The 24251-nt window shown below is 61.4% G+C and carries 23 protein-coding genes; 12 read left to right on the forward strand and 11 right to left on the reverse strand.

The genetic code is table 11. From position 1 onward, the window contains the following. Positions 1–2 precede the first annotated feature (2 nt). From JJ869_RS03225 to JJ869_RS03240, 4 genes are all read right to left on the reverse strand, one after another. Positions 3–1700, reverse strand: a complete 1698-nt coding sequence (locus tag JJ869_RS03225; protein WP_292264542.1) for an ABC transporter permease — start codon at positions 1698–1700, stop codon at positions 3–5. Between the two features lie 3 nt (positions 1701–1703). Continuing rightward, positions 1704–1991: a DUF1330 domain-containing protein gene (locus JJ869_RS03230; protein ID WP_292264543.1), complete on the reverse strand. Its 288-nt coding sequence runs from the start codon at positions 1989–1991 to the stop codon at positions 1704–1706. A gap of 58 nt (positions 1992–2049) precedes the next feature. After that, positions 2050–3168: an extracellular solute-binding protein gene (locus JJ869_RS03235; RefSeq protein WP_292264544.1), complete on the reverse strand. Its 1119-nt coding sequence runs from the start codon at positions 3166–3168 to the stop codon at positions 2050–2052. 107 nt (positions 3169–3275) lie between these two features. Continuing rightward, the gene (locus JJ869_RS03240) at positions 3276–4385 is read right to left on the reverse strand and encodes an ABC transporter ATP-binding protein (protein ID WP_292264545.1); all 1110 of its coding nucleotides are present in this window, start codon (positions 4383–4385) and stop codon (positions 3276–3278) included. 552 nt (positions 4386–4937) lie between these two features. Here JJ869_RS03240 and JJ869_RS03245 point away from each other — a divergent pair. The 9 genes from JJ869_RS03245 to JJ869_RS03285 all read left to right on the forward strand — a co-directional run bounded on the left by JJ869_RS03245 (position 4938) and on the right by JJ869_RS03285 (position 12638). Beyond that, positions 4938–5597 carry an ATP-binding cassette domain-containing protein gene (locus tag JJ869_RS03245; protein WP_292264546.1) on the forward strand — a complete coding sequence of 220 codons (660 nt, stop codon included), beginning with the start codon at positions 4938–4940 and terminating at the stop codon, positions 5595–5597. Continuing rightward, entirely contained in the window at positions 5575–7197 is a 1623-nt protein-coding gene (locus JJ869_RS03250; protein WP_292264547.1) for a capsule biosynthesis protein, read from the forward strand. The genes JJ869_RS03245 and JJ869_RS03250 overlap by 23 nt, the downstream gene beginning before the upstream one ends. Before the next feature lie 113 nt (positions 7198–7310). Further along, on the forward strand, positions 7311–8231 hold the full coding sequence (locus tag JJ869_RS03255) for a manganese-dependent inorganic pyrophosphatase (RefSeq protein WP_292264548.1): 921 nt from the start codon (positions 7311–7313) through the stop codon (positions 8229–8231). Between the two features lie 11 nt (positions 8232–8242). Then, the gene (locus JJ869_RS03260) at positions 8243–8572 is read left to right on the forward strand and encodes a DUF1294 domain-containing protein (RefSeq protein ID WP_292264549.1); all 330 of its coding nucleotides are present in this window, start codon (positions 8243–8245) and stop codon (positions 8570–8572) included. Between the two features lie 79 nt (positions 8573–8651). Next, the gene (locus JJ869_RS03265) at positions 8652–9524 is read left to right on the forward strand and encodes a TIGR01459 family HAD-type hydrolase (RefSeq protein WP_292264550.1); all 873 of its coding nucleotides are present in this window, start codon (positions 8652–8654) and stop codon (positions 9522–9524) included. 104 nt (positions 9525–9628) lie between these two features. After that, a complete protein-coding gene (locus JJ869_RS03270; protein WP_292264551.1) occupies positions 9629–10072 on the forward strand; it encodes a MaoC family dehydratase in 444 nt (147 codons plus the stop codon). A 114-nt stretch (positions 10073–10186) separates the two neighbouring features. Continuing rightward, positions 10187–11119, forward strand: a complete 933-nt coding sequence (locus tag JJ869_RS03275) for a bifunctional riboflavin kinase/FAD synthetase (RefSeq protein ID WP_292264552.1) — start codon at positions 10187–10189, stop codon at positions 11117–11119. Next, the gene (locus JJ869_RS03280; protein WP_292264553.1) at positions 11116–11589 is read left to right on the forward strand and encodes a YcgN family cysteine cluster protein; all 474 of its coding nucleotides are present in this window, start codon (positions 11116–11118) and stop codon (positions 11587–11589) included. The genes JJ869_RS03275 and JJ869_RS03280 overlap by 4 nt, the downstream gene beginning before the upstream one ends. Then, on the forward strand, positions 11589–12638 hold the full coding sequence (locus JJ869_RS03285; RefSeq protein WP_292264554.1) for an aminotransferase class V-fold PLP-dependent enzyme: 1050 nt from the start codon (positions 11589–11591) through the stop codon (positions 12636–12638). Before JJ869_RS03280 ends, JJ869_RS03285 begins: the two co-directional genes overlap by 1 nt. A gap of 61 nt (positions 12639–12699) precedes the next feature. Here JJ869_RS03285 and hspQ read toward each other — a convergent pair whose 3' ends face one another. Beyond that, entirely contained in the window at positions 12700–13026 is a 327-nt protein-coding gene (hspQ, locus tag JJ869_RS03290; RefSeq protein ID WP_292264555.1) for a heat shock protein HspQ, read from the reverse strand. Between the two features lie 228 nt (positions 13027–13254). Here hspQ and JJ869_RS03295 point away from each other — a divergent pair, with 228 nt between their 5' ends. Next, a complete protein-coding gene (locus JJ869_RS03295; protein ID WP_292264556.1) occupies positions 13255–13845 on the forward strand; it encodes a lytic transglycosylase in 591 nt (196 codons plus the stop codon). A gap of 89 nt (positions 13846–13934) precedes the next feature. Here the strand turns inward: JJ869_RS03295 and JJ869_RS03300 are convergent, their stop codons facing one another. Then, positions 13935–15149, reverse strand: coding sequence for an FAD-dependent oxidoreductase (locus JJ869_RS03300; RefSeq protein ID WP_292264557.1), 1215 nt, complete (start codon positions 15147–15149; stop codon positions 13935–13937). Between the two features lie 177 nt (positions 15150–15326). Here JJ869_RS03300 and JJ869_RS03305 point away from each other — a divergent pair, with 177 nt between their 5' ends. Continuing rightward, complete coding sequence (locus tag JJ869_RS03305) at positions 15327–15995, forward strand: hypothetical protein (protein ID WP_292264558.1); 669 nt, start codon at positions 15327–15329, stop codon at positions 15993–15995. Positions 15996–16034: 39 nt separating this feature from the next. Here the strand turns inward: JJ869_RS03305 and JJ869_RS03310 are convergent, their stop codons facing one another. From JJ869_RS03310 to JJ869_RS03325, 4 genes are all read right to left on the reverse strand, one after another. Next, positions 16035–16631, reverse strand: coding sequence for an outer membrane lipoprotein carrier protein LolA (locus tag JJ869_RS03310; RefSeq protein WP_292264559.1), 597 nt, complete (start codon positions 16629–16631; stop codon positions 16035–16037). 103 nt (positions 16632–16734) lie between these two features. Then, positions 16735–19689 (reverse strand): DNA translocase FtsK, encoded by a 2955-nt coding sequence (locus JJ869_RS03315; RefSeq protein WP_292264560.1) that lies wholly within the window; start codon positions 19687–19689, stop codon positions 16735–16737. A gap of 11 nt (positions 19690–19700) precedes the next feature. Next, positions 19701–20891 carry an aminotransferase class I/II-fold pyridoxal phosphate-dependent enzyme gene (locus JJ869_RS03320; protein ID WP_292264561.1) on the reverse strand — a complete coding sequence of 397 codons (1191 nt, stop codon included), beginning with the start codon at positions 20889–20891 and terminating at the stop codon, positions 19701–19703. Between the two features lie 110 nt (positions 20892–21001). Further along, positions 21002–22330: an amidase family protein gene (locus tag JJ869_RS03325; protein ID WP_292264562.1), complete on the reverse strand. Its 1329-nt coding sequence runs from the start codon at positions 22328–22330 to the stop codon at positions 21002–21004. Positions 22331–22418: 88 nt separating this feature from the next. Between JJ869_RS03325 and JJ869_RS03330 the strand changes: the two genes are divergently transcribed. Then, positions 22419–23636: a UbiH/UbiF/VisC/COQ6 family ubiquinone biosynthesis hydroxylase gene (locus JJ869_RS03330; RefSeq protein ID WP_292264563.1), complete on the forward strand. Its 1218-nt coding sequence runs from the start codon at positions 22419–22421 to the stop codon at positions 23634–23636. 92 nt (positions 23637–23728) lie between these two features. Here JJ869_RS03330 and JJ869_RS03335 read toward each other — a convergent pair. Next, on the reverse strand, positions 23729–24251 hold a 523-nt coding region (locus tag JJ869_RS03335), incomplete at its 5' end, for a DUF2125 domain-containing protein (protein ID WP_292264564.1).

Raw genomic sequence — 24251 nt, forward strand, 5'->3', positions numbered from 1 at the left:
GATCAGCCCCCCAGTTTGACGTTGTCGATGCCGACGATCCGGTCGTAGGCCCAATAGAGCACCAGAACCACCACCAGCAGGATCGTCCCCAACGCGGCCGCAAGGCCCCAGTTGAGCGAGCTTGAGATGTGGTACGCAATCCGGTTCGAGATGAAGATACCCGAGGTACCACCCACGATTTCCGGCGTGATGTAGTAGCCGATGGACAGGATGAACACGAGAATCGACCCCGCGCCGATGCCGGGCACCGATTGCGGGAAGTAGACCCGCCAGAAGGTTGTCCAGTTGGTCGCGCCCAGCGACTTTGCCGCGCGGACATAGGATTGCGGGATGGTCGACATCACCGAATACATGGGCAGAATCATGAACGGCAGCAGGATATGCGTCATCGCGACAATGGTGCCGAACTGGTTGTTGATCATCGTCAGACGCGCGTCATCCGCCACAAGTCCAAGCCAGACCAGCGTATCGTTGATCACACCCTGCTGTTGCAGCATCACCTTCCACGCCGAGGTCCGCACCAGAAGTGACGTCCAGAATGGCAGCAGCACGAGGATCATCAGCAGGTTTGCCTTGCTCGACGGCAGGTTCGAAAGCAGGTAGGCGATCGGATAGCCGAGCATGATGCAGCTTAGCGTAATCACAAGGCTCATGAACATGGTGCGCTGGAACAGCAGACCGTAGATCCGCTCGTCCTCATCGCGCAGCATCGGACCTTCCGGCGTTTTCTGCATGTCGACGGCGTTCAGGAAGTACCCAGACGTATAATCCGGGCTGTAGGTCTTGATGGTCTGCCAGACTTCCGGCTCGACCCAGTCTTCGTCGATATCGGCAAAGCCATCGCGGAACGAGATCGTTTCAAAATCGGGGCTCGCGACAAGCGCAGCCGCCGCCTGAAGCATATCGGCGCGCGGACCGGAATACCCACTGACATCCCCTGCAGAGACGTCCTGATACAGCGCCGTGTGCACGACACTCCACGGCTCTTCTTCCAGCGGGCTGTCGCCTTCCTCGTTCTGCATGAAGCGGGCGAAGATACGATACGACTCGGCCGTGCGCGGCAGGATCTCGGCGATGTCCGACCGCAGCTCGAACGCCGGCATGGTGCCGTTGCCGTCCCAAGCCTCCTGCGCTGCAATCCAGTCCGGATCGCCCATCAGTTCGGCCCAGGGGCGGGCTTCGTCCCAATCACCGTTCAGGTCCTCGAACTGGTCCTGATAGACCTCTCCGATATCCTCGATGCCCCGGCCAGATTTACGGAAAAGCGACGACGCCCCGGTCTGTTCATAGTTCAGGCGCGAGCCCAGCCGAGTGTGTTCCTTCCGTTCCGCCGCGTAGAACACATCGTAATAGGCGGCCTCGAACACTTCCTCGCGCGGCAAGCCACCGGCAGCGGCGTCATAATCGGTCAAGGCGGCGACGGTGCGCGGGATCGTATCGCGCACGATCTGGTTTTCCACCGAACGGAACAGCATGTCACCAATCGGGGCAATGAAACTGATCAGAACAAACAGCAAGAGCGGCGCGATAAGCATCAACGCGCGGATTTTCTGCGCCCGAAGCGCGCGGTTCAAGGATCGTTTGAGCGGTGTGCCGTCAGCCGCAAGAACCGGCCCAGTCTCGGCTTTGTCGGCAGCACGCAGCGCATTATCGGGCGTCGGGCCCGCGATCTTGTCGGGTTCTGTTGCGGCGTCGGTCATGGCTCAGGTGCCCTCGACTAGTATGATTGTGCTTGTCGCGGTGCGTCGGCGAATCTCTGCGACTTCCTGATAGGCAGGGTCGTGATACGCGCGCTTTGCGGTTTCGAAATCGTCGAATTCAATGACGACATGGCGGTTTTGCGTTTCGCCCTCCATCGTCTCGGACTGTCCGCCCCGCACGATGAACTTGGCGCCAAAGCTCTCAAGGATCGGCGTGTCGCGCTCGATATATTCCTTGTAGGCGTCGGGGTCATTCACCGTGATATGACCGATGATATAGCCTTTGGGCATGGGACTGTCCTTCCAATGCGGGATGGGCCAAACGGCCCATCCCAAAGCCTTCAAAGGCTTATTGTGCGAGCCACGCCTGGAACTTCGCGTCGATATCGTCGCGATAGTCAGCCCAGAACTCGTAGTTGTAGAGGAACGTGTTCTTCGCGTTGTTCGGATCGGTCGGCATATGCGGTGCCATCTCGATGCCAAGCTCTGCGTGTGTGGACACCAGCGGTGCCGAGGATGCACGTGCCGGACCGTAGGAGATGAACTTCGCCTGATCTGCCAAACGCTGGGTGTCGGTTGCGAAACGGACAAAGTCCATCACACGGGCCAGACGGTCTTCCGGGAGGCCGGTCGGGATGATCCAACCATCAAGGTCGAACACCTGAGCGTCCCACATCATGCCGATCGGCTGACCCTGCTCGACAATGGCCGAGAAGAGACGACCGTTATAGGTCGAACCCATGAACACTTCGCCATCCGCCAGAAGCTGCGGCGTGTCAGCACCGGCGTTCCACCAGATCACTTGATCCTTGATGGTGTCGAGCTTGGCCAGAGCCTGGTCCTGACCTTCGTCGGTTTCCAGAACGTCGTAGACGTCTTCCTTGGCCACGCCGTCACAGAGCAGCGCCCATTCCATGTTGTTGATAGGACGCTTTTCCAGCGCGCGCTTGCCCGGATAGGTTTCCAGATCGAAGACCGAGCAAATGTCGGACGGCGGCTCTACGCCAGCCGGAACCATGTCTGTGCGGTAGCCGAAGGTCGTGGAGTACACGATCTGCGGGATGTAGCAATCCGACACGATCAGATCGCCGAAATCGTCGCTTGCGCTTGTGCCATCGGGGGCTGCTGCCAGCATTTCGTCATGGTCGATTTCCATCGCCAGACCTTCGTCACAGAGACGGATCGCGTCGGCTGCAACGACGTCAACCAGATCCCATGTGATGTTGCCCGCTTCGTTCATTGCGCGAAGTTTCGCCACAGCTTCCGCCGAGCTTTCGTCCCAGGACGCGCTCACATCGGGGTGCATTTCAATGTAGGGCGCGACATAAGCGTTTTGCTGCGACGCCTGATAAGCTCCGCCCCAGCTGACAAGTGTCATGCTGTCAGCCATACCGTGACCGGCTGCGTATGCACCCGCGGCGGCAACGGTAAGTGCGCTGGTCGCCAAAAGTGTTTTAGACAGTTTCATTCATATTCTCCCGTTTCGGCCCGCTTATGACACATGGTGATGCGGGTCGGGCCGAACCGACACCACCTGTAATGCCACGGGACCGCGCCGCGATCCCGCGCCAATTCTTATTTGCTGGGCGCATCCAGAGCGCGGCAATCCTCGGGCAACCACCCAATGTCGATCTGCGTACCCGGCTGGAGGCGCACCTGGTCGGGCGCGTTCCGCGTCTTGATGACGAACTCGTCATTGCCGGCAACCTTGAGCCGGGTGCGGAAAATGTCGCCCATGTAAATGAATTCAAGCACCTCTGCCTTGAGCGTGTGTGCGCCCTCTTGCAGACGGTCCTTGTTGATCTCAACACGCTCCGGACGGATCGACACGCGAGTCCGTTCACCGCCCTTGCTGACATTGACCGGGACCGCATCAATCAGCTCTCCGTCGTCGAGCTGAACAACACAGGTGTTGCCCTTCATCTCACGAATGACGCCCTCGAGCGTGTTGTTTTCGCCGATAAACTGCGCGACAAAGCTGTTCTGCGGCTTCTCGTAAAGCTCATCCGGCGGCGCAAGCTGCTGAATGCGGCCATCATCGAACACAGCCACCCGATCTGACATCGTCAAAGCCTCGGTCTGGTCATGGGTCACGTATACCACGGTGATGCCAAGGCGATGCGCCAGGTCGGTGATCTCGAACTGCATCTTCTCACGCAGTTGCTTGTCCAAAGCGCCCAGCGGCTCGTCCATCAGAACCAGCTCCGGTTCGAACACCAGTGCCCGCGCCAACGCGATCCGCTGCTGCTGACCACCGGACAGTTGCGCCGGACGACGGCCCCCAAAGGCCCCCATCTCGACCATGTCCAGCGCCCGCTTCACCTTGGCTTCCCGGTCGGACTTGCCGATCTTGCGCACCTCGAGCGGAAAGCTGAGGTTCTCCGCAATGGTCATGTGCGGGAACAAGGCGTAGTTCTGGAACACCATGCCGATCCCACGTTTGTGCGGCGGGATGTTGTTGATCGGCCGACCATTCAGCCGGATGTCGCCATGGGTTGCGGTCTCGAACCCGGCAAGCATCATGAGGCAGGTGGTCTTGCCCGATCCCGACGGCCCGAGCATCGTCAGAAACTCGCCCTTCGGCATGGTAAGATTAAGGTCTTTCACGACAAGCTGTACGCCGTCGTAACTCTTTTGCACTCGTTCAAATTCGACGAACGCGTCACTGTTTGACGTGTCGGGCAAAAACGAACTCCCTGTGTTGTCCGTGGATTGGTTCCACGTGTCTGGTCAAAATAAATCGCGTTAGGCTCCGCATTGCAACACGGTTGCCCAAGTTTCGCGCCTTCAAGAGCGTTTGCAGGAAATTTCGGCAGTTGAAGAGACATTTGGCGGGAAAAACGTCTCTGTAACGAGACACGGCAGTACATTTTCTCACGACAAATTTTGTCACCACCGCCCCTTTTCGCCCGAAACACGCCTAACTCGTACGGACCAAGCCAGAGTCGCAGAGTTTTCGATTGGCGATTCGCGACGCTTTATGAACCGAATATGTCCTCGCGAATGATTCCTGCCCCATCCGGCGCGCAGTTCTCTGCCAAGTCGTGTTCATACTTGCGCCTTTCCTGTCGGCATGAGGGCCACGCTGTACCAGGCCGCCAGAGCAAGCTGCGGAACATGACCCGGAGACAATACCCGGTTTTTGCTATGGATTGGCCACAATCCAGTCAAACTCGACGACTAAACCCTTTGGAAACCAACTCGTGCAATCCTTGTACGGAGGTGATTGGGGTTTCGATGCTTGAATTCGACAATGTGAGCAAATCGTTCTGGACGGGATCGCATCGCAAGGTGATTCTGGACCGGGCGTCGTTTCGGGTCGAACTGGGGCAGTCGCTGGGGATTCTGGCGCCCAATGGCACCGGCAAGACGACGCTGGTCAAGATGATGGCGGGGCTGGAAAAGCCCGATGAGGGCGAGATCCGCAAGACCTACCGGGTGTCGTTCCCTCTGGGCTTCATGGGCGGGGTCGTCACGCGGCACACGGCGATGGAAAACTCGCGCTTCATTGCCCGGCTCTACGGGCTCGATCCCGATTACGTGGAGGCCTATTGCCGCTGGCTTTGCGATCTGGGCGAATATTTCGACCAGCCGCTGGGCACCTATTCCTCGGGCATGCGGGCGCGCTTCACCTTCGCGCTGCTCCTGGCGCTCGATTTCGACATTTATCTCGTGGACGAAGGGATGCCGACCTACACGGATGTGGAATTCAACCGCAAGGCGGGCGACATCCTGGCCGAGCGGCTCCGCACCACCACCATGATCATGGTGTCCCACCAACCCGAAACGCTGGCGCGATTTGTCAGCAAGGCCGCCGTTCTCAGGGATGGCAAGCTGCACATGTTCGACAGCCTGGAAGAAGCGAAACAGCTCTATGACTATGAAACCCACAGCTAAGCGTTTTCGCATCCGCCGCAGCGAATCGGGCACCGACACAGGTCATTTGGCTCCGGCCGGACACCCTGCCCCGTCCTCCGGCGCGTCCGCAGCGGCAGCACCGCAGCGGCGTATTCAGCGCCCCGCCGGTGGTGGCGTGGAGCAAGCGCTTCTGGCCATTCGGGACGAAGGTCTGACGGGGCGCCAGTTGCGTATGGCGCGGCGCATCGCTCAGAAACACGGGCTGGATCCAAACACCGATTACGAAGCGGTTTATCTGCTGCGCCTCAAAGGCATCGATCCGTTCCAGCGCGAAAACGCGCTTGATTTGATGGTGCCCGCCGAAAGCGCCGGACAGGCGCGGTCCAAGGCCCCCGCCACCGATCAACCTTTGGCGGTTCAACCGCAGCTGCCGCAGACGGCCAAGCCGGACACCAAGAACCTCCCCGCCACGGACAATCGCAGCCCGGCGGAGCGGCGCCAGCAGGAGATCATGGCGATCCAGAAGGACATGGCCCGCCGCCGCAATCGCCGGATGCGCATGCTCTTTGCCCGGCTTGCGGTTTTCGTGCTGCTGCCCACACTCGTCGCCGGCTGGTATTTCTTCACCCTCGCCACGCCGATGTACGCCTCGAAATCCGAATTCCTCATCCTCAAGGCCGAGACCCAGAGCGGCGGCATTGGCGGGCTCTTCTCGGGCACGCAATTCGCCACCAACCAGGATGCCATCGCGGTCCAAAGCTACCTGACCTCCAAGGACGCCATGCTGCGCCTGAGCGAGGACGAGGGCTTCAAGGCGCATTTCTCGCAGCCCGAGATCGACCCGCTGCACCGGCTGGAGCCCGACGCCTCTGCCGAGGACATGTACAAGCTCTACAAGAAATACGTCCAGATCGGCTATGACCCGACCGAAGGCGTGATCCGCATGGAGGTGGCCGCGGCCGATCCGCAGGTGGCCGCCGATTTCTCCACCGCCCTCATCGGCTATGCCGAGGAGCGGGTCGACAACCTGACCGCCCGCAAGCGCGAGAACGCGGTCAAGGATGCCGAGCTGGGTCTGGCCGAGGCCGAACAGGCCCGCCGCGACGCGCAGGAAAAGCTGGTGCGCATGCAACAGGACAGCGCCGTTCTCGACCCGAGGGCGCGCATCGGGGCGCTGCAGGCGCGCGTCGAGACGGTGGAGACGGAAATCCAGGAAAAGACCCTGCAATTGCAGGCGCTGATGGACAACGCCCGCCCCAACCGCAGCCGCGTCGAAGGGGTGGAGGCCGACATCCGCCGCCTCGAGGCGCTCAAGGCCGAGATCAACGCCGAGATGACCGCGCAAAGCGCCGGCGCCGGATCGCTGGCGGAAACCGCCGTGCAAATCCAGCTGGCCGAGGCGGATCTCGCCACCCGCGACATGATGCTGTCCGCCGCCCTCGAACGGCTCGACCAGGCCCGCCGCGACGCCGACAGCCAGGCGCGCTATCTCACCACCTCGGTCTACCCCCTGCCTTCCCAGGACCCAAGCTACCCCCGCGCCTTCGAGAACACGCTCCTCACCTTCCTCGTCTTCTCCGGCATCTACCTGCTGATCTCCCTCACCGCCTCCATCCTCAGAGAACAGGTCTCGAACTGACGCTCAGGGCAGCATTCGCCTGAATGCTGCAAGTGCAAACTGCCACAGGTGACAAGCCCAGTCGTGCGCCCTATAAGGCGCGCGACTTGATTTTGGCAGAGCAGAGGCCCGACATGACAACCCTCGTATTCGGACACAAATCCCCCGACACCGATAGTACCGGCAGCCCGATCATCTGGGCGTGGTATCTCAACCAGATCAAGGGCGAAGAGGCCAAGCCCGTCCTGCTGGGCGAGCCCAACACCGAAGCCGCCTTCGTTCTCGACCACTGGGAGCTCGACAAGCCCGAGATCATCTCGACCGTCGATGCCGACCAGCCCGTCGTCATCGTCGACACCAACAACCCGGCCGAACTGCCCGATGCGATCAACAGCGCCGACATCCGCGCGATCATCGACCACCACAAACTGGTCGGCGGTCTGGAAACCAAGGGCCCCATCGACATCCGCATCGAACCCGTCGCCAGCACCGCCACCATCATGTGGAAGATGATCGGTGACGACCTCGCCCAGGCCCCCCGTGGCATCAAAGGCGCGATGCTGTCCTGCATCCTCAGCGACACGCTGGAATTCCGCTCGCCGACGACCACACAGGAAGACAAGGCCATCGCCCATGCGCTGTCCGACGACCTCGGCGTGTCGATCCCCGACTTCGCCGCCGAGATGTTCGCTGCGAAATCCGACGTGTCTGCCTTCTCCGACGCTGAACTCCTGCGCATGGACAGCAAGGAATACCCGGTCGAGGGCACGAAGTTCCGCGTGTCGGTTCTCGAAACCACGTCGCCGAAAATCGTGCTCGACCGCAAGGACAGCCTGATGGCGTCCATGGTTGATGTCGCCAAGGAAGACGGCGTCGATCAGGTGATCCTCTTCGTCGTCGACATCCTGAACGAGGAATCGACCCTTCTGGTGCCGAACGATCTGGTCAAGACACTGGCCGAAAAGAGCTTTGGCGCAACCGTGTCGGGTGACACCGTGGTTCTGCCCGGCGTTGTCAGCCGGAAAAAGCAGATCATCCCGAATCTGAAACTCTGACCTCGCTCTGTGTGACGGTCACACCGCTCACCACCGGGGTTCTTTTAACAGGCGGCGTCTTCGCATTCGTCAACGGCGTCGCCTTTTGGATGTTCTACGTTGATAAAGAACGCGCCATCCGGGGCGAGTGGCGTATTTCCGAAACCTCGCTTCTGATGCTCGCCTTTCTTGGTGGGTGGGTCGGCGCAAAAGCGGCGCAGCGTCGGTTTCGACACAAAACGCGCAAGCAACCGTTCCGGACATTTCTCAACCTGATCCCGTTTCTATGGGTGATCCTCGGTTTCGCCTTCGCCTACGAAACCGACCTCATGAACTCGAGAAGTTTCTTCGCAGCTCAATAACGAAGTTTGCCCGCCTCGGCTGGCAATCATTCCCGGTTCGGGCGATACGTGGCGCAACCCGCGTCAATCAGGTGCCTTCATGACCCAGATCATCAACTCCCTCGCCGACATCGCAAACCGCTACGACGTGTTGCTCGTCGATCTCTGGGGCTGCGTACACAATGGCGTCACCGCCCATGAAGAGGCTGTCTCGGCCCTGCGCGGCTTCAAGCAGGGCGGCGGCACGGTGGTCTTGCTCACCAACGCGCCTCGGTCGCGCCACGAGGTGGCCAAACAGCTTGTGCGTCTGAACGTGCCCGAGGACTGCTATGACAGCATCGCCACAAGCGGCGACAGCGCCCGCGCCGCGATGTTCCGTGGCGCGGTGGGGGAAAAGGTCTGGTTCATGGGGCAGCCCTTTGACGAGACCTTCTTTGACCCGATGGAATTGATCGAGGACCCGGTGAACATCCAGCGCGTCGAGTTGGAAGACGCCGAAGGCATTGTCTGCTGCGGCCCGTTCGACCCCCATGCCGACCCGGCGGTCAACCGTCCGCAGTTTCTGTACGCCAAGCAAAAGGGCCTCAAACTGCTCTGCGCCAACCCGGACATCGTGGTGGATCGCGGCGACACGCGCGAATGGTGTGCAGGCGCACTGGCCGCGCTCTATACCGAAATGGGGGGCGAAAGCCTTTACTTCGGCAAGCCCCATCCGCCGATCTATGACCTTGCCCGCCGCCGCATCGCCGCCCTTGGGCTGGACGTGGACCCGACCCGTATTCTGGCCATCGGGGATGGCGTCCACACCGACATCGACGGCGCGATGGGCGAGGACATCGATTCCCTTTTCATTTCCGGAGGTCTTGCCGCAGCCGAGACAAAAACGTCGCACCAACCCGATCCGGATGCGCTAAGTGCCTATCTTGCAAAGGAAAACGCGTCTCCGACCTATACTATTGGGCAACTCCGCTGACGCAGATTTTGCTTGCTTTTCTGCGGTTGCAAAGTAATAAAGTTGCCAAATCGGGCATCTGACTTAGCTATTTATTACTTTGCCGCCTGCGAGTGGAGTGCGAAATGTTGGACAACCTGCCACGCGGAACGATCTGCATCGAAGACATCGAAATGGGGATGTCGCGCCACCTGCGCAAACAGGTGACCGATCAGGACATCGAGATGTTCGCGCAGATCTCGACCGACCGGAACCCGGTGCATCTGGACGACGATTACGCGCAGGACACGATTTTCGAGGGCCGCATCGCGCATGGGATGCTGACCGCCGGCCTCATCTCAGCCGTGATCGGCGAACAGCTGCCCGGCCATGGTACGGTCTACATGGGCCAGACGCTGAAATTCCTCGCCCCCGTACGCCCCGGCGACGTGGTCTATGCCGAGGTCAAGGTGGTCGACATCGACATCGCCAAGCGGCGCGTGACGCTGGATTGTCATTGCTCGGTCGATGGCAAAAAGGTGCTGATAGGCGAAGCCAAGGTGCTCGCCCCGTCCCGCAAGTTCGACTGACCCTGTCACGGGCGCGGATGCGTCGACGCATCCGCGGTTTTCCGTCACCGGAAAATCCCCGCCAGCCCGCAGCGGGGATTGCAACCCCCCAGCGCCACCGCTAGTCCTCTGCGCATGAAGATCGTGCGGGATTATCAATTCATTGCCGAGGCCGACAAGGGCGCAACCGTGGCCATCGGCAATTTCGACGGCGTGCATTCCGGCCATCAGGCCGTGATCCAGCTTGCCCGCGACGCGATGCCCGCAGCGCCTTTGGGCGTCCTCACGTTCGAGCCGCATCCGCGCGAATACTTCGCCCCGGATGCCCCCCCCTTCCGGCTGATGAACGCCACCGCGCGCGCGACGCGCCTGCGCAAGCTGGGGGTCGAGATTCTCTATGAACTCAACTTCAACAGCCAGTTGGCCGCCCTGACGCCCGAAGGTTTCGCTGCGAACGTGATTTCCGACGGCCTCGGACTGCGTCATGTCGTGGTCGGGGCGGATTTCTGTTTCGGCAAGGGCCGCAAAGGCACTGTCGATGATCTGCGCCGGTTTGGTGCCCAGATGGGTTTCGGCGTCACGGTGGCAGAGCTTGTCACCGCCGAGGCCGGTGCCGTGTCCTCGACCGCCATCCGCACGGCCCTGTCTGACGGCAATCCGCGTCTGGCCGCCGACATGCTGGGCCATTGGCACCGTATCGAAGGCGAAGTGATCGGCGGCGAACAACGCGGGCGCGAACTGGGCTATCCCACCGCCAATATGTCCATCGACGGGCTGCACCCACCAAGGTTCGGGGTCTATGCCGTCTTGGTCGATGTGCTCGACGGGCCGCATGCCGGATCCTACCATGGCGCCGCGTCCATCGGTGTGCGTCCGATGTTCGGCGAGAACCGCGCAAACCTTGAGACCTTCATTTTCGACTTCACCGGCGATCTTTACGGCGCAACGGTCTCGGTCGCTTTGATAGATTTCCTGCGACCCGAATTGAAGTTCGACAGCCTTGAGGCGCTCATCACGCAGATGGATGCCGACTGCGCCCAGGCGCGCGCGATCCTGACCGCGCTATGAGCACCGACCCGATTGATCGCACAGGACTTGCCCCCCGGTTCTGGGAACGCAAGGCGCTCACCGATCTGAATCCGCAGGAATGGGAAGCGCTGTGCGATGGCTGTGGCAAATGCTGCCTCAACAAGCTTGAGGACGAAGACACCGGCCATGTGGAGCTGACCCGCGTCGCCTGTCGGTTGTTCGACGACACCACCTGCCGCTGTGCGCAATATGACATCCGCCACCAGTTCGTGCCGGAATGTATCGTGCTGAAGCCATCAAATATCGATGACCACGCCTACTGGATGCCCAAGACCTGCGCCTATCGGCTGCTGTGGGAGGGAAAGCCGCTTTACGACTGGCACCCTCTGATCTCGGGCACGCCAGACACCGTTCACGACGCCGGCGTTTCGATGCGAAACCGCACCGTGGCCGAATTCGAAGTTGATGAAGACGATTGGGAAGACCACATCATAGAGGAGCCGATCTGATGTTTTTTGCCTCCGACAACAGCGGGCCCGTGCCACAGGCCGTTCTGGACGTTCTGGCCGAGGTCAACCAGGGCCACATGATGGGGTACGGTGCCGATCCGATGATGGACGAGGTGCGCCAGCGCATCCGCGATCTGTTCGAAGCGCCCGACGCGGCGGTGTACCTCGCTGCCACAGGAACCGCGGCCAATGCACTTGCGCTGGCCACGCTGGTGGAACCGTTCGACACGGTGTTCTGCACCCCGATGGCCCACATCGAGGAAGACGAATGCAACGCGCCCGAGTTCTACACGGGTGGTGCAAAGCTGACGCTGGTGCAGGGGTCGGACCGGATGACGCCGGACGCGCTGACCCGCGCAATCGAGAGCCAGGGCAATCGCGGTGTGCATGGTCCGCGCCGGGCGGCGGTGTCGATCACGCAGGTCACCGAGATGGGGAACGTCTATACATTGGCCGAGCTGAAAGCGCTGTGCGACATCGCGAAATCTTATGGCCTGCCGGTTCATCTGGACGGCGCGCGGTTCGCAAATGCGGCGGTGGCCTTGGGCTGTACCCCGGCCGAGATGTCGTGGAAGCTGGGCGTTGACGTTGCTGTGTTCGGTGGCACGAAGAACGGCCTGATGGGGGTCGAGGCGGTGGTGTTCTTCGACCCGAGCAAAGCCTTGGAATTCGAGCTGCGTCGCAAACGGGGCGGGCACCTGTTTTCCAAGCACCGCTACCTGTCGGCGCAGATGGCCGCGTATCTGCGGAATGACCTATGGAAAGACCTTGCGCAAAAGGCCAATGCCAAGACAGCGCATCTGCTGGACGGTCTACGCAAACGCAATGACGTTGAAATCGTGAATGATGTCACCGCCAACATGATCTTTTTCCGCGCTCCCCGCGCGTTGCATCAGACGCTCCAGAAAAGCGGTGCGCGGTATCACCTGTCTGGCGGCGATCTGAATGATGGGCCTGCGGACGGGGTGTTGACCGGTCGGCTTGTCTGCGACTGGTCGCTGCCCGACACTGAAATCGACCGCTTTGTTTCGTTGCTGAACACGGCATAAGAAAAGGGCTCCCACTTGGGAGCCCTTACTTGTTAATCGTGGCAAACTAGAGAGAGATCGTTCAGTTGTACTGGAATTGCAGCTCGTAGCTGCCATCCTCGAATGCACCGAAAAGGTCGGGCACGTCGGGATGTTCGACAGGTTCACCCGAATAGTCAGCGATCAGGTTCTGTTCCGAGACATACGCGACGTAGAAGCTTTGTTCATTCTCTGCGAGCAGATGGTAGAACGGCTGCTTTTTCGCAGGGCGGCTGTCCTCTGGAATGGCCTCGTACCATTCTTCGGTGTTGTTGAATTCCGGGTCCACATCAAACACCACGCCCCGAAACGGGTGGCGGCGGTGGCGAACGACTTGGCCGATGTTATATTTTGCGCGTTGCTTGATCATGAGTCCTGTCCGTTGCCACATACCTGCCTGATTTTTGACAAATTGTCCAATTCTCGAGGCGTTTTTTCTGGAAACAGTCTGTGATGCATTTCGACACAAGACTTTTTCGTGTCATGGCAAGGGTTTGCCGGTCCCAGCAATTGTGATTTCCCCTACGGCCCCTTTGCGATAGACTGCAGGAAATCCGAAAGGCGGAGCAACCGCCATCGAGCAATAAGCGAGAGGCCCATGAGCAGATTCTTTCGCGCCTTTGTGATTGTCCTGTTGGCGGCCTCATGCGGAGGCGGCGGCGGCACATCGGCGCCCCGTAACCTCGACGATGCCTGTTCCATTCTGCAACAGCGCCCCGGATACCTGCGCGCCTTCCGCGCGGCAGAGCGGAAATGGGGCGTGCCGGTGCATGTGCAAATGGCGTCGATGTATCAGGAGAGCAAGTTCAAGTCGGACGCGCGGACGCCGTTCCGCTACACTCTGGGTGTGATCCCGATGGGCCGACAAAGCTCGGCCTTCGGCTACAGTCAGGCGTTGAACGGCACGTGGGAAGAATACCAGCAGGACCAGCGCAAGTTCCGCGCGAAACGCAACGACATCAACGATGCTGCGGATTTCATGGGGTGGTACATGTCGGAATCCAACCGCCGCCTTGGCATTTCTCTCGCTGATGCGCGCAACCAATATCTGGCCTACCACGAAGGCCGTACGGGCTTTGCGCGTGGAACTTACAACAGCAAGGCATGGCTGTTGCGGGTCGCGGACGAGGTCGCGGTGCGGTCGGTAACCTACCAAGGTCAGCTGGCGCGCTGCCCGGTCCGCAGATAGGTCCGGAACGGCCCTGATGTTTCGCGCGCGAAACAATGGGACAAGAACGCTGACCCATTAACCTTTTGTTAACAATCGAGACCCTCCCTCTAAGGGACGGGATAGGCCCTCTCCAGAACCTGCATGGCCCGCGCCAGAACTTCGCTGTCGGAAAGACTGGCGAGGTCGCGCGCGGCTCCGGCACCGTTGAACCCAAGCAGCAGCGGCGCGTCCAGCAGCGGCGCGAGATTGAGCCATTGATTGAATTGCCCCGGTGGCAATCCGGTCTCGGGCGTCAGGATCCAGGTTGCATCCGCATCCCAGAACACGTCATCGAACCGTAGATAAAGCTTGTCCAAAAGGCCAAAGCCAAGGCGGCGGATCGCGATCTGCTTGTCTTCGGGCAATGCGGGGGAAAAGGCGATGCGCTCTGCCTTGAGCACCCCCAGCGGAACGGTGATAATCACTGCATCGAACTGGCCCAGATCATCTTGGGCGGAGGCCAGATGCACGCCATCATCCCTGAGTGTGACCTGCCGCACCTCGGTGCCAAGCCGGATGTCGAGCGACTGCTCAGGCATACCGAGGATCTGCGCATAGCCGTCCGGGAAGAGCAGGTCTTCGCCACCATAGTCGGGATCGTCCGCGTAGGCGTCCCAGTTGATGTCAGTCGTACTGGCGCCGTAGTCCTGCTGGATCGTCACCACGTCCTCGAACCAGTCCGGCATGTCGCGGTCGCGCAACCGACGACCCGCCGCGCCGCGCAGGACATAATCGTCATAGGTGACGACGCTGCGCATGCCACGCTCTGCCGCCAGTGCAACGAGCGGGTTGCCGTCGTCGCCATGCAGCCAGCTTGCCCCCAGATCGAGAGGCAGACCCAGGCTGGGGTCGGTCCAGATACGCCCGCCAACGCGGTCGCGGGCCTCGAACAGGATCACGCGGACGCCCTTGGCGGTGAGGCGGCGCGCGGCGGTCAGGCCACTGATCCCGGCTCCGATGATGGCGACTGTTTCGGCACCTGTGTCGGCGACGCTCTCTGCCACGTCGAGACCGGTTTCATAGGCGGCGTGAACCGTGCTGTTGTAGCCGGGATGTGTGGCCTCTCCGGCGAAGAAAAGATGGGGTCCGACAGGGCGGGACAGCGCGGTCACATCGGCGCGGGATGCGGTCTGCGCGATGTAGGAATAGGACCCGAGGCTGAAGGGATCGCGGCTCCAGTTGGTGCGCAGGTAGCCGGTGAGGGATCGCGCGCCTTGCGCCGCTGAAACGCGGGGCATCAGAAGGCTGGTTGCAGCAAGGGCAAGGATCTGTCGGCGACGCATAGGCGCAGCATTGGAGCGGAGCTGCGTTTGCGTCAACGCAAACGTGCGATGCGTCGCCGCATCGCGCGCGGTGCAGGGCCCACTTTGTCCCGAGGGCTGCACGCAAGCGACCCATTCCAGCCATTTTGCATCGGTACAGTCTGGGCCAAACGCACTGTGCTCAGGAGCGCCTCAACGATGTTCGATGATGGCACCAAGATCGGGGTTTTTGCCATTGTGATGGCAGCGTGGGTCTTTGGCTTGAGCGCAGACAAACTTGAGCCGCCTGCCGATCTGGCGACCGCCGTCGATCACTCCCAGCTTCCGCCTCTGCCGCTGAAAGCGGCACCGGACGGGTCTCCGGCACAGGCTCGTGTCCCGGGGATACAGGTCGCGCTTAGCCATGGGTTTGGGGCCAAGTTGCTGGCCAGCTATGTGCTCGAGGGGCGTGTCGTGACCCGTCGTGAATATCGCAATGATCTGACCAGCCCGATCTCTCCGCTTGATCTTGGCATCGTGTGGGGTGATCTCGCCCCGTCCGATGCCACCAATGGCTTCGAGTTCCGAACCATGCATCGCGCGATTTGGTTCAATCCACCCAAAGGCGTCGACTTGCCACGGCAGTGGGACGATCAGATCACCAACAACCATCTCATCCCGGCGACACCGGCAGTGAATGATGTTTTGATGGCGATTGGCATCGGGTCACATGTCAGGATCCGCGGGTATCTTGTGTCCGTCACGGGAGACCAGATCAGACCATGGCGTTCCTCGACACGCCGTGACGATGGTTCGCTCGTCGGAGGTTGCGAAATCATCCTCGTGACCTCGGTCGAGGTTTTGACCAAGTATGAAACAACGACCTAGACGGATGGTCGGTCCGGTCCCGGACCGACAGAACCCGTCTTATTGGTTGGCACGGCGCTCCCGTTCGACATTGAACAGGCTGTTGGCCAGTTGTTTGCGCTCCAGCGCCCCAAGAATGACCGTCGTCTGACCGCCGCCGTCATCGGTGATGATCCATTGGCGCAGCTCGACGGGGCTGTCCGTGAACTTCAGCTGGATACTGCCATATTCCGGGTTTTCCGGGTCTTGCGCGGTCACAGTCGTGGCGGTGCCGTCATAGCCATGCGCCACGACCATATTGGCGCGGCTGAGGTCGACATTGCGGGCAAGGATCAGGGCCAGCGGTGTGCGGTCCAGCGGATAGGTTTCCGGATCGCCCCCCAGCTTGCGGTCGAAGACGAAGACCGCGCCATTGTTGGCCATCACCAATGCCTGTTCCGGAGGATTGTATTCGAACCGCATCTTGCCGGGGCGGCGCATATAGAGCGTCCCCGTCGAAATGGTCCCGTCCCCATTGATCTGGGTGAAAGTCGCCTCGGCGCTGGTGAGCTGGTTGAGATAGTTGGACAGCGCGTTCAGCGAAAGCTGCTGCGCGGCGGCAGGCAATGCCCACATCCACGTCAGGGCCGCTAGGAGGGCAAGGAAACGAAGTCGCATAGAGTCGGGGTCCTGTCTGCTCGGATCTCTTGACCTCTATATGGCGAAACGGGCGCTGTTATGCGATAGCAGCGCCCGCTTTTGTGACCGGACCGGCAAGACTTTACTGCTCGGGCACCAGAATCTCGCGTTTGCCGACGTGGTTGGCCGCAGTGACGACGCCTTCTTCTTCCATCTGTTCCACAAGACGCGCGGCCTTGTTGTAGCCTATGGCCAGTTTGCGCTGGATATAAGAGGTCGAACATTTCCGGTCGCGCACCACGATGGCAACGGCCTGATCGTACAGCGCGTCTTCGCTGTCGGTGTTGCCACCTGTGTTGAGGCCCAGAACTGCGTCGATATTGTCGGCCTTTTCGTCATCCGGACCCTGCACAACGCCGCTGACATATTCCGGCGGGCCATAAGCCTTGAGATGGGTGACGATTTCCTCGACCTCTTCGTCGGACACGAACGGACCGTGGCAGCGGATGATCTTCGAACCGCCGGCCATGTAGAGCATGTCGCCCTGCCCCAGCAGTTGTTCGGCCCCCATTTCGCCAAGGATGGTGCGGCTGTCGATTTTCGATGTGACCTGGAAGCTGATGCGTGTCGGGAAGTTCGCCTTGATCGTGCCGGTGATGACATCGACCGAAGGGCGCTGTGTGGCCATGATGAGGTGGATACCGGAGGCACGCGCCATCTGGGCAAGACGCTGAATGCAGGCTTCGATTTCCTTGCCCGCGACCATCATCAGGTCAGCCATCTCGTCGACGATGACGACGATATAGGGCATCTTGACGGGCTGGATTTCTTCGGTCTCGAAGATCGGCTCGCCGGTTTCGTCGTCAAAGCCGGTCTGGACGGTGCGTTCGAACATCTCACCACGGCTCAGCGCGTCGGCGACGCGACCGTTGTAGCCGTCGATGTTCCGCACGCCCATCTTGGACATTTTGCGGTAGCGGTCTTCCATTTCGCCCACGACCCATTTCAGGGCGACAACCGCCTTTTTCGGATCGGTTACAACGGGCGACAGCAGGTGCGGGATGCCGTCATAGACGGATAGTTCAAGCATCTTGGGGTCGATCATCACGAGGCGCAGATCGGCTGGCGTCAGCTTGTAAAGCAGCGACAGGATCATGGTGTTGATCGCCACGGATTTACCGGAACCGGTGGTCCCTGCGATCAGCAGGTGGGGCATCTTGGCAAGGTTGGCGACAACCGGATCGCCGCCGATGTCCTTGCCCAGCGCGAGCGGCAGTTTCTGGGTGCCGTCGCCATAGTCGCGGGTCGAGAGGATCTCGCGGAAGCTGACCATCTCGCGCTTTTCATTCGGGAGTTCGATGCCGATCACGCTGCGGCCCGGTACGGTGGAGACACGGGCAGACAGCGCTGACATGGACCGCGCGATGTCGTCTGCCAGACCGATGACGCGGGACGCCTTGAGGCCCGGCGCGGGTTCAAGCTCGTACATGGTGACCACGGGGCCGGGGCGGACACTGACAATCTCACCCTTGACGCCATAATCATCCAGCACCGCCTCGAGCATGCGGGCGTTTTCCCCAAGCGCTTCGTCGCTCAGGTGGTGGCGTTCGATATTGGCCGGGTCCATCAGAAGGCCCAGCGGCGGCAGGTCGTATTCCGCCTGCTTGTCTTCGAATTGCAGACGCGGCTGCGCTTCTTCCTGCGCGCGCTTGGACGGCTGGAGCGGCTTGCGCTGTGGCTGCTGGACCACTTTCCGCGCTTCTGGCACCGGGATCGGCGCGGGCGGCACAGGCGCGTAAGCCTGAGTGTCATCGCCGTAATCGTCCCAATCGGTCATGTCGTCGAAGATGTTGTCCGGTTCATCCTCGAACGCAGGCACCTGCGGCTGCGGCTGGTACGCGGTGGGCCTCGCTGCGGTGACCGGAGGTTCGGCACGCAGCGGGGCTGCGGCGCGGGCGGTGACCGGGGGTTCGGGCGGCAGGCCGACCGAGGGTTTGAAGATCAACGGATCGGGGCCACGGCCGCGCCCTTTGGTCAGCGGGGCCGCAATGGCCGACGTCACAGCGGGGTTCTGGCGCACACGGGACTTGATGGCGTCTGCGATCTTGGCACGGACGCGGTCATCCCCCGGCAGCGCGTCGGGCAAATCGCCATGCGGGTAGGTCTCGACCCATTCCGGTTCGGGCTCGGCACGGCGCATGAGAGACGGCATCTTGGACAGGAAGCCCGTCTTTTGCGGCGCGGGTGCAGGATAGGGTGTGTCGATCAGGCTGTCGTCGGCATGGATCGCGGGCGGTGCCTTGGGCGCGACACGGGTCACGCGCGGTTCGGCTTTGACAGCCTCCTGTGCCGCGGCCCATTCGGCAGCTTCGGCCTCTTCCTGCGCGCGAATGGCGCGGCGTTCGGCGTTCTTGGCCTGCATCTGGCGGGCTGCGACCAGCGCGCCGGATGCGCCTTTGCCCAGCAGGTTCAGGATCGTGGCATAGACCATGATCACGCCGACCAGAAGGAATCGCGCCAAGCGCGTCAACTCAATCTTGGTAAAGCCCAGCACGAAGGCGCCCATGACGATCACCACACCGCTCAGAAGCAACATCATCAGCTTGAGCGCCAGTGTCGTGCCCAGAGGCAAGATGGTCAGGATCGACCCCATCATCATGTCACCGAACAGCCCCCCCAAGCCAAAGCTGTGGGTCCATGCGGCGGATTCAGGCACACCAGCGGCGTAGACAGCGGCCAATGCGACCCAGATCGGTGCAAAGATCAGGCAGGACAGCGCGCGTTCTTCGCCCCGGTGCAAGGCGAACCGTACGCCCCAGACCAGCAGAACCATCGCGAGGCCCCAGCTCGCCCAGCCGACGATCATGAACAGGGGCGCAGCGACCGAGGCACCTGCCCGGCCCAACCAGTTCTGGACTGGGGCATCTGTGGCGGACAGCCAGCTTGGGTCTTGCGGCGAATACGAATAGATCATCGCGGCGGCCATCACCCCCAGCGCAATCAGCACGAAGCCACCCAGCTCTTTGCCGCGCTTTTCCAGCGCAGCCTGCATGTTGCTGTCAAAGAGGGGGTCACGCCCCCGCGCCTGATATGCCATCGTTCGCCTCTTTATTGGTCTTCACCGCCGTAAAGGCAGTCCCTGATCTGCGTCAGGCCGCGTTCGGTTTCGTCTTTTGGGGCCACCATGGCGACCCGAATATAGTGCTTGCCGGGGTTTCCGGCCTCTGTGTCCTGCGACAGGTACGCACCGGGCAGCACCCGGACACCCGTTTCTTTCCAGAGTTTGAGCGCTGCAGCTTCGCCGTCTTCCACCGGCAACCAAAGAAAGAACCCCGCCTGTGGGGATCTGTAGCCCGGCACATTGCCGAAGATGCGGTCGGCCAGATCGTATTTCTCGGCGTAGAGCGCTCGGTTTTCCTCGACATGCGCCTCGTCTTTCCAGACCGCCTCGGCCACCGCCTGTAGCGGCACAGGGAGCGGCGCACCGGAATAGTTGCGCAATTGCTGGATGCGTTTGATCGATTCAGGCCCACCGGCCACGAAGCCCGACCGCAGACCCGGCAGGTTCGACCGTTTGGAAAGCGAGTGGAAGATCACCACGCGTTCAGGGTCAGCGCCCATCTCTTGCGCGACTTGAAGTGCTCCCACGGGGGGCGTGTCGCGGTAGATCTCGGAGTAGCACTCATCGGCAAGGATCTGGAAATCGTACTTTTCCGCCAGCGTGATCAGCCGTTCCCAATAGTCCCGATCGGCCACTGTGCCCTGCGGATTTGCAGGTGAACAGATATAGGCCAGCGCGGTGCGGTTGAGCACGTCTTCCGGCAGACCTTCGAAATCGGGCAGATGGCCGGTCTCGTCGGTCGCGTTCACGAAGACAGGCTCCGCGGCCACGGAAATCGCAGAGATCAGGTAGACCTGATAAAACGGGTTCGGCATCAGGACAGCGGGTTTCGCGCCGTTCTTGGTCTCGGGACACAACGCCATCCCGACGTTATAGAGCCCCTCGCGTGTACCGTTGAGCGCCATGATCTGCGTGTCCGCATCAAGGGCAACACCGTAACGGCGCTGTACCCAGTCGCGGATCGCCCCGCGCAATTCGGGCGTGCCTTCGTTCGGCGGGTATTTGTTAAATCCAGCGATGTTCTGCGCAAGAACGTCAGAAATCCACGCCGGAAACGTGTGTTTCGGCTCTCCGATCGTCATGTGTACGACCGGCCCACCCGGTTCAAACACGTCCAATAGGGCGCGCAGACGCGGGAACGCATAAGCCGGAAGGTTCGAGAACCGCTCGGGAAACATGCCAATACTGCCTCAGAATGAGGGTCGTTCGCGCCCTCGTTGCAGCCAAATTACATAGCATGGGCCTGTGCGTCCAGAAAAAGAGCGCACAGATCAGTCGGTTGTGGCTTTCAGGCCAGAGCGGCCTCGGCGGCAAGCCCCAGCCGCAACAGCCGCCGTTCTTCCCGTGGTGCCGCCATCAGGGAAACCCCGCAGGACGGAACGCCGGTGGGGAGTGTCAGCACACATAGCCCCATCAGGTTGCCAATCCGGGTGTTGCGCAAAGCGAGCAGGTTCTCGGAGGTGAAGAAACCCACGTCGGACAGCAGGCGCGGCACATTGGGCGGGGTGATCGGGCTGGTTGCACAAAGCACCGCGTCAAAGCTGGCCGTTGCTTCAAGATAGGCCACCCGCAGCGCGTCGAGCTTGTGCCACGCGGCTACGTAATCGGCGCCGGAAAAGTCCTTGCCCGAGCGGAAGCGGGTGCGTACCGGTTCGTACATAAGCTCGGGATTGGCTTCGATCACATCTTTCCACGTGCCATACGCTTCGCACCCGAACAGCACACCGGACAGCGCCATCGCCTCGGCCACTTCGGGAATGGCGATCTCGACGATGTCGGCCCCTGCCTCGTTCAACGCGTGCACCGCCTTTTCCAGACCTGCACGAGGGGCCTCGCGGATGTCGTCGAACGCGGTTGTGGTCAGGACGGCAAGCCGCGCACCCTTGAGCGATGTCATCTCAAGGTCGATTGGTTTGTCCCCCTTCATGGCGGCAAACAGAAGCGCCGCATCCTCAACCGATTTGCAGAGCGGGCCAACCGTGTCGAACTTTGCAGCCAGCGGCACGGCCCCCTTGAGGCTGAGCACGCCAGAGGTGGTCTTGAGGCCAACAAGGTCGTTCCATGCCGACGGAATTCGCACGGACCCGCCAGTATCCGACCCGATGCCCGCAGGTGCGAGCCCATATGCGACCGATGCGGCGGCACCGGACGAGGACCCGCCGGGTGCTGCGTCGGGATCATGGATGTTCGGCGGTGTCGCGGTCTTGGGGTTCACCCCCAGCCCGGAAAAGGCCAGTTCGGTCTGGTGCGTTTTGCCAAGGCAAACCAGGCCCTGATGGGTCGCGTTCTGCAACACTTCGGCGTCTTCGTCAGGCGTGCGCCCATTGAGAAGCTGCGAGCCCGACTCGGTCGCCACACCGGCGGTGTCATACAGGTCTTTCCAACTGATCGGCACACCATCAAGCGGAGACCGACGCAGTTTGAGCCGCGCGCGCTCTTGTGCGGCTGTCGCCTCGGCCATGGCGCGATCCGGGGTCAGGCGCGCATAAATGCGGTCGCGGTATGCGTTTGCGTCGATCGCATCCAGAAAGAACCGGGTCAGTTCGACCGGATCAATCTCGCCTTTGTCGATGCCGCGCCCCAGATCTGCAGCTGTCATGGCCTGCCATTCGCTCATGTGATCATCCCTTGACCGGTGGTTTCGCGCGACGGTAGCGGCAGAGAAGCGCATGGACAATCCCGGCAAGGCTTCCATATTTCAGCACATGAACACTTCCTCAGATATCCTGATCGTCGGCGGTGGGCTGAACGGCCCGACGCTGGCCCTTGCCGCCGCCAAGGTGGGCCTGTCCAGCACCGTCATCGACACACGTCCCGAAGGCACGCGGCGCAGCGACAATTTCGACGGGCGGTCCTATGCGCTGGCGCTGGCCTCGGTCCGGATGCTGACCGCGTTGGGTCTGTGGGACGGGCTGAAAGCGAACGCGCAGCCGATGACCGAGATCAAGGTCAGCGACGGGCGCGCCGGAGATGCCGAGGTGTTTCTGGGCCTGCATTTCAACAGTGCCGAGATCGAGGAAGGCCCGATGGGCCACATGCTCGAAGACCGGTATCTGCGGCGGTCGCTGCTTGAGGCGATGGCGTCCGAGCCGCTGATCACGCATCTGGCGGGCGAAACCGTTGTGGATCAGAACGTGACCGCGACGGGGGCCAATGTCACTTTGGCGTCGGGCGACATGCTGACCGGGCAGATGATCGTGGGAGCCGATGGCCGTCAGACCGGAACAGGGCAACGTGCCGGTATCCGGCGCACGGCGTGGAACTACAATCAGACCGCATTGGTCTGCGCAATTGCGCATGAAAAGCCCCATGGCGGCGTGGCGCATCAGCTCTTCCTGCCGTCCGGGCCGCTGGCGATCCTGCCGCTGACGGGCAATCGGTCGTCCATTGTCTGGAGTGAGCGCAAAGGGCTGGCCGAAGAGATCAACGCCCTGCCGGTAGAGGACTACCTGACCGTGCTGCGCCCGCGTTTCGGCGATTTTCTGGGAGAGATTTCCTTGGCCGGAGAGCGGTTCACCTATCCGCTGGGTCTGACCCTGGCCAATCGGTTCATCGCGGACCGTGTGGCACTGGTCGGTGATGCGGCGCATGGGATGCACCCGATTGCCGGGCAAGGGCTGAACGCCGGGTTGCGCGATGTTGCGGCGCTGGCGCATGTGATCGGCCATGCCGTGCGGCGCGGTGAGGATTTTGCAAGTCCCTTCGTTCTGGAACGTTACGAGCAATGGCGGCGGTTCGACACCGCAACGTTGCTGACCGCGACGGACGTGTTTAACCGCCTGTTCTCGAACGACAATCCACTCCTCCGTGCAGGTCGCGATCTTGGCATGGCGGCAATCAATGCAATCCCCGGTGCGCGCCGGACCTTCATCCGCGAGGCGGCCGGATTGAACGGCGATCTGCCCGATCTGATGGCGGGGTAACGCACCGCCGCACGGACCAAGCATACCGCCGCGCAACTGCTGACATCAGCGCGCGGGCGATGCGTTGACGCAAACGCGGCCTTTGTCGCGGCTTACTGGATCCGCATCCCGTTCGCCAGCACATGCCCCTGATCATTGATCGTCAGCGTCGATTTCAGGCTGTCGGGTCCGCTGCCCGGAACTGCGAACATGCTCATCATCATGCGGGCGCCCATCGCGTCATCGCTGGTCAGCAGTCCCATCGCGATCAGCTTGTCGATCAGAGCATTCGCTCCGTCCAAGGTGAGGTTCACCTCACCGTTCGGACGCGGGAAGCCGCCAAACGTTTGCAGGTCATCATTGTCGAAGGTGAACGATCCGCTGCCGCCAAGCTTGGCACCAGCCGCCTCGACCGTCAGATTGTTAAGGGTGAGCGCATTCAATTCGCCCGGAACCTCTCCGGTCGCGTCGAGTGCCGCCATCTGTTCGGGGTCGAACAGGTTGATGAAGGGTGTCACTTTCCCGGTCAGGTCCAGCGCGATGGTTGCCGGATCGCGGGGAAGCGCCGCGCCGGGGTCGAAGATATTCCAGAGAAGGGCGGACATCTGGAAACCGCCAAGGGTGAGGCCAAAGGCC

The sequence above is a fragment of the Marivita sp. genome (assembly GCF_017643905.1).
GTDB lineage: Bacteria > Pseudomonadota > Alphaproteobacteria > Rhodobacterales > Rhodobacteraceae > Marivita.

Bases quoted from the DNA above. Each gene is read 5' to 3' on its own strand.
- JJ869_RS03320 (WP_292264561.1), bottom strand. From the start codon at position 20,891: ATGTTTCCCGAGCGGTTCTCGAACCTTCCGGCTTATGCGTTCCCGCGT.
- JJ869_RS03245 (WP_292264546.1), top strand. From the start codon at position 4,938: ATGCTTGAATTCGACAATGTGAGCAAATCGTTCTGGACGGGATCGCAT.
- JJ869_RS03295 (WP_292264556.1), top strand. From the start codon at position 13,255: ATGAGCAGATTCTTTCGCGCCTTTGTGATTGTCCTGTTGGCGGCCTCA.
- JJ869_RS03280 (WP_292264553.1), top strand. From the start codon at position 11,116: ATGAGCACCGACCCGATTGATCGCACAGGACTTGCCCCCCGGTTCTGG.
- JJ869_RS03250 (WP_292264547.1), top strand. From the start codon at position 5,575: ATGACTATGAAACCCACAGCTAAGCGTTTTCGCATCCGCCGCAGCGAA.
- JJ869_RS03230 (WP_292264543.1), bottom strand. From the start codon at position 1,991: ATGCCCAAAGGCTATATCATCGGTCATATCACGGTGAATGACCCCGAC.
- JJ869_RS03310 (WP_292264559.1), bottom strand. From the start codon at position 16,631: ATGCGACTTCGTTTCCTTGCCCTCCTAGCGGCCCTGACGTGGATGTGG.
- JJ869_RS03330 (WP_292264563.1), top strand. From the start codon at position 22,419: ATGAACACTTCCTCAGATATCCTGATCGTCGGCGGTGGGCTGAACGGC.
- JJ869_RS03285 (WP_292264554.1), top strand. From the start codon at position 11,589: ATGTTTTTTGCCTCCGACAACAGCGGGCCCGTGCCACAGGCCGTTCTG.
- JJ869_RS03275 (WP_292264552.1), top strand. From the start codon at position 10,187: ATGAAGATCGTGCGGGATTATCAATTCATTGCCGAGGCCGACAAGGGC.
- JJ869_RS03235 (WP_292264544.1), bottom strand. From the start codon at position 3,168: ATGAAACTGTCTAAAACACTTTTGGCGACCAGCGCACTTACCGTTGCC.
- JJ869_RS03270 (WP_292264551.1), top strand. From the start codon at position 9,629: ATGTTGGACAACCTGCCACGCGGAACGATCTGCATCGAAGACATCGAA.
- JJ869_RS03315 (WP_292264560.1), bottom strand. From the start codon at position 19,689: ATGGCATATCAGGCGCGGGGGCGTGACCCCCTCTTTGACAGCAACATG.
- hspQ (WP_292264555.1), bottom strand. From the start codon at position 13,026: ATGATCAAGCAACGCGCAAAATATAACATCGGCCAAGTCGTTCGCCAC.
- JJ869_RS03265 (WP_292264550.1), top strand. From the start codon at position 8,652: ATGACCCAGATCATCAACTCCCTCGCCGACATCGCAAACCGCTACGAC.
- JJ869_RS03225 (WP_292264542.1), bottom strand. From the start codon at position 1,700: ATGACCGACGCCGCAACAGAACCCGACAAGATCGCGGGCCCGACGCCC.
- JJ869_RS03300 (WP_292264557.1), bottom strand. From the start codon at position 15,149: ATGCGTCGCCGACAGATCCTTGCCCTTGCTGCAACCAGCCTTCTGATG.
- JJ869_RS03305 (WP_292264558.1), top strand. From the start codon at position 15,327: ATGTTCGATGATGGCACCAAGATCGGGGTTTTTGCCATTGTGATGGCA.
- JJ869_RS03325 (WP_292264562.1), bottom strand. From the start codon at position 22,330: ATGAGCGAATGGCAGGCCATGACAGCTGCAGATCTGGGGCGCGGCATC.
- JJ869_RS03255 (WP_292264548.1), top strand. From the start codon at position 7,311: ATGACAACCCTCGTATTCGGACACAAATCCCCCGACACCGATAGTACC.